At 58.2% G+C, this 2,224-nt stretch carries 3 protein-coding genes and 1 pseudogene; 2 read left to right on the top strand and 2 right to left on the bottom strand.

All coding sequences use genetic code 11. The features are described from left to right. The coding region (locus tag AC1DE4_RS31640; protein WP_477884741.1) for a helix-turn-helix domain-containing protein at positions 1-199 on the bottom strand (199 nt) is incomplete at its 3' end. Positions 200-446: 247 nt separating this feature from the next. On the opposite strand from AC1DE4_RS31640, the gene AC1DE4_RS31645 reads away from it, so the two are divergent. Further along, on the top strand, positions 447-632 hold the full coding sequence (locus AC1DE4_RS31645) for a hypothetical protein (RefSeq protein WP_018117079.1): 186 nt from the start codon (positions 447-449) through the stop codon (positions 630-632). Positions 633-709: 77 nt separating this feature from the next. Here the strand turns inward: AC1DE4_RS31645 and AC1DE4_RS31650 are convergent, their stop codons facing one another. Then, a complete protein-coding gene (locus AC1DE4_RS31650; protein WP_477884742.1) occupies positions 710-1,753 on the bottom strand; it encodes a LacI family transcriptional regulator in 1,044 nt (347 codons plus the stop codon). 346 nt (positions 1,754-2,099) lie between these two features. Between AC1DE4_RS31650 and AC1DE4_RS31655 the strand changes: the two are divergent. Beyond that, positions 2,100-2,224, top strand: a pseudogene (locus AC1DE4_RS31655) (sugar ABC transporter substrate-binding protein); the annotation flags it as partial.

The raw sequence follows: 2,224 nt of genomic DNA on the forward strand, positions 1-2,224 counted from the left end.
GATTGGCGTGCCGGTAAGGCCGTCGCGATCGATCTGTCAGTCCTTCCAGACCGCTGTCGTTATAGYGGCTGATGATCTTGTGACCGGTCTTGCGGGAGATGCCGAATTCGCGGCACAGCGCCGCTATCTTCTCGCCATCCAGAACCCGCGCAACGAATTTGAGACGCTCGTCCATGCGGTTGCACTCCTGCAAAGGCACCTTCGCTCTCCTCGCAAAGGCCAAAAGTGTAACCCATGTCTCCGGTATGAACTGTCACCCCTCTCTCGGGAAGGACACCCAAGCCGCCCAGCACGTGCGCGTCTCTTGAATCGTTGGGCGTCCTTGTGAAGGCCATAGTAAATCCCACTAGGTCGCTGGTGACATTCTCCTACGGCACGCTCAACCGTTGATGTTGCCCTGGGTGCGGGCGCACCCTAGTATCTCCGTGCTTCCGGGATACGCCGCCGTGACCGATACGATCGCCCCACAACTGATATTCACTCTGAACATCGCGTGGGAAATCGCCTCGCAGGAGAGCCCGGACTATGACCTCGTCGTCTATTTCATCCAGCAGGCTCTTCGTGCAGCTCAAGAAGAGGCATTGCGACACGGCGTCATTGTCGATTTCGAGCAGAAATCCGAGCTTCAATAGGGTGTCCGCTTGCAGTAACCGCCGAAGTCACGAGGCTAAGGTCTACCGCGTAGCCAGTTGAGATCGAGTAGCAGATGTCATCTATTTCCGGTACCGCCGGAGAAAGGCGGCTGCGGCGTTAGCAGCATCTGCAACTGGTCCATATCCGTCTCGCCGCTGATCCGTTTCCTCAGGATGCGGCCGATATGTTCGCCGGTGGCCGTAAGGTCCTCATAAATCGTTTCCACCTTCGGCTGGATGGCGGAAAGTAACTGCGAGGTCTGCTTGGCGACGATGTCGTATTCGACGCCAAGGGTGAGGCCGCAATCGCTCATGCCGGTGATCGTGGCAAGCGCGCACACTTCGCCGCCGCACATGAAGGCGTCGGGTGGATCGGGTTCGCGATGCCGTCGGGCGATACGGTCGCGAATCGCGCCCGCCGGATGATCGAGGTCGATCTCGGAGATAATCTCGTAGGCACAGCCGGCTTCGCGCACCGCGGTCATGAAGCCGTGCAGGATATGGCTGCCGAAGCTGAACTGCATCGGACCGCCGATCAAAGCGGGCTTACGACGCCCTTTGGCGATCAGCCGCTTGGTTGCCTCATAGGCGAACGTGAAATTGTCGTAGTCGACATAAGGATGCGGCGTGGAAAGTTCGGTGCGGCCATGGGTGACGAACGGAAAATTGTGCTCCATTAGCAGCCGCACGCGCGGGTCGAACGGTTCGGTGCGCGACATCACCAGGCCGTCGGCCATGTGATTGCGCATGATGTAGTTGACTGCCTCGATATTGGTCGTGTGCGGCAGGTTGGGCATGACGATCAGATGGTAGGTGGTGCCCTGCAAAGCAGCGGCGATGCCGGACATGATCGAGGTGCCGTAGCCGAGGATCTCCTCATGCGATTCAAGAAGGATGGCGATGACGTTCGTGCGGCCGGTCTTCAGGCGCTGGGCCGCTCGATCTGGGGAGTAACCAACCTGCAGCGCGATCTCCCGGACGCGCTTGCGGGTCTCGTGGTTGATGACCGGGTCGTCCGAAAGGGCTCGCGATATCGTCGTCACAGCAAGGCCCGCGATGTCCGCGATGGTGCGCAACGTCGGCTTGCCGCTCCTGCGGGTCACTCCGGTCGTGGGCGGCATTGTAATGCGAGACACGCTCGACTTTCCTCCAAAGCGTCGATTGGCCGGACACTAGCGCGATATCGGCGCCGAAAGCAATGCTATTATGGAAACGTTTTAAATAATCGGCTTCCGTTTTCCAAGCAATAGGACTGTGTCTGAAAGACAAGTAAAAACAGGCAGTAAATGATACTGCCTCCGACAAAGAAAGGCGCGTCGCTACACTTGACTTGCTTATGTTTATAACGTTTTAAATTAACCCATGCGGCGTTCGCGCCGTATAAGTAGAGTCTTTCGCGCGGGGAGCGCGGGGGCTTTTTGACCGCGGATTTTCCGCTTTTGTGAACTTGCAAACCGGGAGGAAACGATGCGCAAGTTTTTGCTGACGACAGCGTTGGTGACGATGAGTGTTGCGGGCTTGGGTGCTGCCAAGGCTGCGGATGTGAAGGAAGTGCAGATGCTGCACTGGTGGACGTCCGGCGGCGAGGCTGC

The sequence above is a fragment of the Rhizobium sp. 10N414 genome, from assembly GCF_056394785.1.